4 protein-coding genes are annotated in these 4400 nt (G+C 60.2%); 2 read left to right on the top strand and 2 right to left on the bottom strand.

Annotated elements, in window-relative coordinates; genetic code table 11:
* The first annotated feature begins 127 nt into the window (after window positions 1–127).
* Window positions 128–1189 carry a DMT family transporter gene (locus Q0216_RS05670; RefSeq protein WP_298593641.1) on the top strand — a complete coding sequence of 354 codons (1062 nt, stop codon included), beginning with the start codon at window positions 128–130 and terminating at the stop codon, window positions 1187–1189.
* A 161-nt stretch (window positions 1190–1350) separates the two neighbouring features.
* Window positions 1351–2325, top strand: a complete 975-nt coding sequence (locus Q0216_RS05675; protein WP_298593643.1) for a DMT family transporter — start codon at window positions 1351–1353, stop codon at window positions 2323–2325.
* 124 nt (window positions 2326–2449) lie between these two features.
* Here Q0216_RS05675 and Q0216_RS05680 read toward each other — a convergent pair whose 3' ends face one another.
* Together Q0216_RS05680 and Q0216_RS05685 are read right to left on the bottom strand one after the other, a co-directional pair.
* The gene (locus tag Q0216_RS05680; RefSeq protein ID WP_298593645.1) at window positions 2450–3238 is read right to left on the bottom strand and encodes a spermidine synthase; all 789 of its coding nucleotides are present in this window, start codon (window positions 3236–3238) and stop codon (window positions 2450–2452) included.
* Entirely contained in the window at window positions 3238–3999 is a 762-nt protein-coding gene (locus tag Q0216_RS05685; RefSeq protein WP_298593648.1) for a thioredoxin domain-containing protein, read from the bottom strand. The genes Q0216_RS05680 and Q0216_RS05685 overlap by 1 nt, the downstream gene beginning before the upstream one ends.
* Between the last annotated feature and the right edge of the window lie 401 nt (window positions 4000–4400).

Raw genomic sequence — 4400 nt, forward strand, 5'->3', positions numbered from 1 at the left:
GCGTAAAATTGTCGTAGATTACACACTATTCATTGTTTGCATAGTGCGTGACCTGCTTCACGGAGATTCGGGTCGCGCCTGATGACAGATAGCGGCTGATACCTCTTCTGGACTAATAAGGAATTCTATGACTTCTTCCACCCATACGCCCGATGCTGCGCGTTCTCCCCTGGCGACTCAGGGGCTGGGTGTTGCGTACGCGACCGGCGCGATTATTTCGGCGCAGTTCGGTGCGGCTCTTGCCAAGCAGCTCATGGGCGATTTGGGCCCCTGGGGCGTGGTCACTCTGCGCCTGCTGACCTCAACCATTTTGATGTGGGCGTTTTTCCGCCCGCAGATTCGTTCGTGGACCCGCCAACAGTGGCTGACGGTCATTGTCATGGGTATTGCGCTGACCGGTGCGAATGCTTTCTTCTATGTGGCGATTGAGCAGGTCCCGCTGGCGATTGCGGTGGCTATTGAGTTTATGGGTCCACTGGTGCTGGCGACGGTTATGTCGCGCCGTAAGCTGGACCTGGTGTGGATTGCGCTGTCCTTTACGGGCATGGCGATTCTGACGGCTGAGTCGCAGGCGAAGCCGGAGGATTTCGCCCTGGTGGGTGTGTTCTTTGCGGTGCTGACCGCTATTTCTCGTGCCGCCTATATTCTGGCGACTGAGAAGGTTGGCGCTCTGATTCCGGGTATGGGTGGCATGGTCATGGGTAACGCTGTTTCGACCCTGCTGGTTCTGCCGTTCCCGTTCCTGATAAGCGGCAATAACCTGTTGAAGGTCACTCAGGATGTGCACCTGCTGGCTATTGGCTGCCTGATGGGTCTGCTGGCTTCTGCCCTGCCGGCGCTGGGTGAGGTTTCTTCGCTGCGTCTGCTGCCCGCGCACATTTATAGCGTGGTGCTGTCCCTGGAGCCTGCGATTGCGGCGGCTGTGGGCATTGTGATGCTTGGTGAGGATACCGACCTGGTTCGTTGGGTTGCTATTGCTCTGCTGGTGGCTGCGAGTATCGGCATTTCAATTTCTCACGCCCGTGCGCAGAAGAAGGCGCAGGAGGAGGGCACTATGGAAGACCCCGACCGTTACCTGCCCGGCGCGGTGGATGCTCACGGTGTGGATATTGCGCATATGGCAACCAGCTCCATTACAATTCCTTCTGCCGAGCAGATTAAGGCTGACCGTGAGGCGAAGGGCCTCTAAACGACTGAGCTTTAGCCGTGTCAGCGGTTTCTAGCACCCCCGGTAACAAATAGGATAGTATCTCGTGTTGCCCGGGGGTGCTTTCCATTTTTGGCCCCGCAGCACAGCATGCACACACATCACGGAACACCGCCTCCTCGTGAGGCGCTGGGAGGAGAACCTTGTCGCATACCACCCACCAACGCCCCGCACTGGGCGTTATGTTTGTGCTGATATCCTGCTCGTCATTGCAGTTCGGTGCCGCGTTCGCGATTACTCTTTTCCCGCTGTTTGGCGCTCTGGCTGTTACCGTCAGCCGCCTGACCATTGCTTCCATTGTGGTCGGTAGCGCCGTGTGGTTGGCAGCCCGTTGGCGTACCCGCCGCGGCGGCGAAATGCCGCCGGGAGCGCTGTCTTGGTCGAAGGAGCAGTGGCGTGCCGTCATCATTTTCGGTATGACGTTCGGTCTGATGAACGGCTTCTACTATTGCGCGATTGACCGCATCCCTATTGGTTTGGCGGTTGCGGTGGAGTTCTTGGGCCCGCTGGCTTTGGCGTCTATGCTGACCCGCAGGCTCCGCGACGCGGTGTGGGTGCTCTGCGCCCTGGCGGGCATGCTGGTGCTCGGCTATGAGGCGGCGGTCGGCAAGGACACCGACTACCTGGGTCTGACGTTCGCCCTGATTACTGGCGTGTTCTGGGCGCTGTATATCCGCTCCAGCGCGAAGGTGGGTGCCCTGGTTCCGGGTGTGAGCGGCCTGGCGGTGGCGATGCTCGTTGGTGCTGTGTTTATTGCCCCGGTGGCGGCGGTTGTTCCGGCGCCTCAGCCGATCTGGAATGCGGCGCAGGATCCGATGCTGCTCCTCACAATTTTTGGTACCGCCATATTCGCTTCGGTGATTCCCTATAGCGCGGAGCTGATGGCTCTGCGCAACCTGCCGGAACGCGTATTTAGTGTGCTGATGAGTTTGGAGCCCGCCATTGCGGCGATTGCCGGTTGGGCGCTGCTGAATCAGGAGACCGGCCCGATTCGTTGGGCGGCGATTTTCCTGCTGATGACCGCGAGCGTGGGCATTACGCTAAGCACTACGAAGGGTGGTTCCCCCGAGCAGAAGGATGACGGCGAGGACCCCGTTCCCATGCCGCTACCTGAGTAAAAACCACAATTCCGCCGGCGTGCGGCGTATAGAAAACCCCCTAGAAAAACACAGAGAAACATAGAGAAAACCGTTGAGACGGGGACCCGGTTGGTACCCACCTCAACGGTTTTGTATGCCGGGTTTAGCTCTCAGCCAGCTCTTCCAGCAGGTCGCGTAGCTCATCGGTGGTAAGCACCTCCGCCGGATGCGGGCCCAGGGCGTACAGCCAGTCCTGGGTGTCCTCATCCAGCTCGCGGGCGGTACCAACCAGCACGAGGTTGCCTTCGTTCTGCCCACTGAGCATGGAGCTTTCGCACAGGCACCACACGTGGTCGAAGACTTCCAGCATGGCGGTTGCCTGCAGCTGGAAGAAGGGCAGACCCGCGTCGTCACCCACGTTGATGGCAACCATGCCGCGCTCGCTCAGGGCGTCCTTGAGTTCGCGGTAGAAGTCGCGGTTTGCCAGGTGGGTGGGTGCATCCATGCCGGTGAAAATGTCGAGGATAATCGCATCGAAGCCGTCCACGCCCAGCAGTTCGGGCAGATTCGCCAGCTGCTCGCGGGCATCCCCCACCACCAGCTGGCAGTCGGTTCCGGCCGGTAGCGGCAGGCGGTCCGTCACGAAGCCCATGAGCTCGGGCTCAATATCCACGGCAACCTGGCGGGAGCCGGGGCGGGTTGCCTGAATATAGCGCACGAGGGTGAGCGCACCGGCGCCCAGGTGTGCGGCGGTGATGGGTTCGCCGGCGGGTGCGAGCGCATCCACCGTGTTCGCGATGCGGCGCAGGTACTCGTAGAACACGTAGTCGGGGTTCTGCACGTCCACGTGGGACTGCTCGGCGCCACCGATTTCGAGGACGTAGCCGTGGTCGCTGAACCCGTCGGGGTGGATTTCGGCGCGCTGACCTCCGGAGAGCTGAATGTGCGACACTACTTCACGCCGGCTTCACGCTTGAAGGTGCTGACCAGGTCATCCACCGAGGAGGAGGAGTCCAGTCCTTCAATGACCTTGTCGTTCACTGCGAAGGTGGGGGTGCCCTTCACACCAATCTTCACGGCGTGCTCGTAGTCGCGCTGAATGGGCTTGACGGTTTCGGAGGCAACCAGGACCTTGTCGAATTCTTCGACGTTCAGACCCAGTTCCTTGGCGTAGTCGTTGAAGAGGGTGCGCAGCTCGCTGCGGTCCTGGATGTTCTTCCAGTCGTCCTGAGTATCGAAGAGCTTATTCGCCATTTCGAGGTGCTTACCCTGCGCCTCGGCGGCCTCCACGGCAAGTGCGGCGGGCACGGCGTTGGCGTGCATGTTCAGCGGCATGTGGCGCACGGTCACGTTCATGATGCCGTCGAGCTTCTTGGCGGCTTCTTCGAACTTGGGTTCTACCTTGGCGCAGTAGGGGCACTGGTAGTCGGTGTACAGGGTTGCGGTGCCTGCACCGGGTACTTCGCGGTTGAGGCGGTAGCCGACGTAGCCGTCATCGGCGGTTGCCGACGCGGTAGCCGAAGCCGAGGGGTCAGCGGATGCCGAAGCGCTCGCAGTGGCACTCGCGGAAGCACTTGCAGAGGCGCTTGCCGAACCGCTTGCAGATGCCGATGCGGAGGACTGGGAGGAGCTGGAACCGCACGCACTCAGTCCCAGTGCGGCGGCGGGTACTACGCCCAGCAGCAGGGTGCGGCGGTTGAGGGGTGAAGTCATGGTGGTTCCTCTCTCTACGGGTGGCGGGCTGGCCTGTGATTAATCAGTCTGTGATTACTCAATCTGTGGTTGATATATCTGTGGTTGATGTGCACTGTGAGGTGCTGTCAGCCGCCGTGGGTATAGGGTTTATTGTATGCCCCTACCCTGAACATTCCCTATCTTCGGGAGGGTTTACGGGGTGAATGCAGTGCACACCATAGCCGCCCTGTCATCTGCTCACGCCTATGGCCGCGGTGTTGAAAGTAATTAGCCTCTCCCCCGCCTTTTTGGTACTATTGCGGGGTATGCACTGTTCGCCGGTTGCTTTCGGGCAGTTGGGAACGGCAGCGTATGTGCCTCTATAGCTCAGGGGTAGAGCATTTCCCTCGTAAAGAAAAGGTCGTGGGTTCGAATCCCAC

It is taken from the genome of uncultured Rothia sp. (genome assembly GCF_937976295.1).
In the GTDB taxonomy this organism is placed as follows: domain Bacteria; phylum Actinomycetota; class Actinomycetes; order Actinomycetales; family Micrococcaceae; genus Rothia.

Coding starts and splice junctions, on each gene's coding strand:
- Q0216_RS05670 (WP_298593641.1), top strand. CDS start 128: ATGACTTCTTCCACCCATACGCCCGATGCTGCGCGTTCTCCCCTGGCG.
- Q0216_RS05685 (WP_298593648.1), bottom strand. CDS start 3,999: ATGACTTCACCCCTCAACCGCCGCACCCTGCTGCTGGGCGTAGTACCC.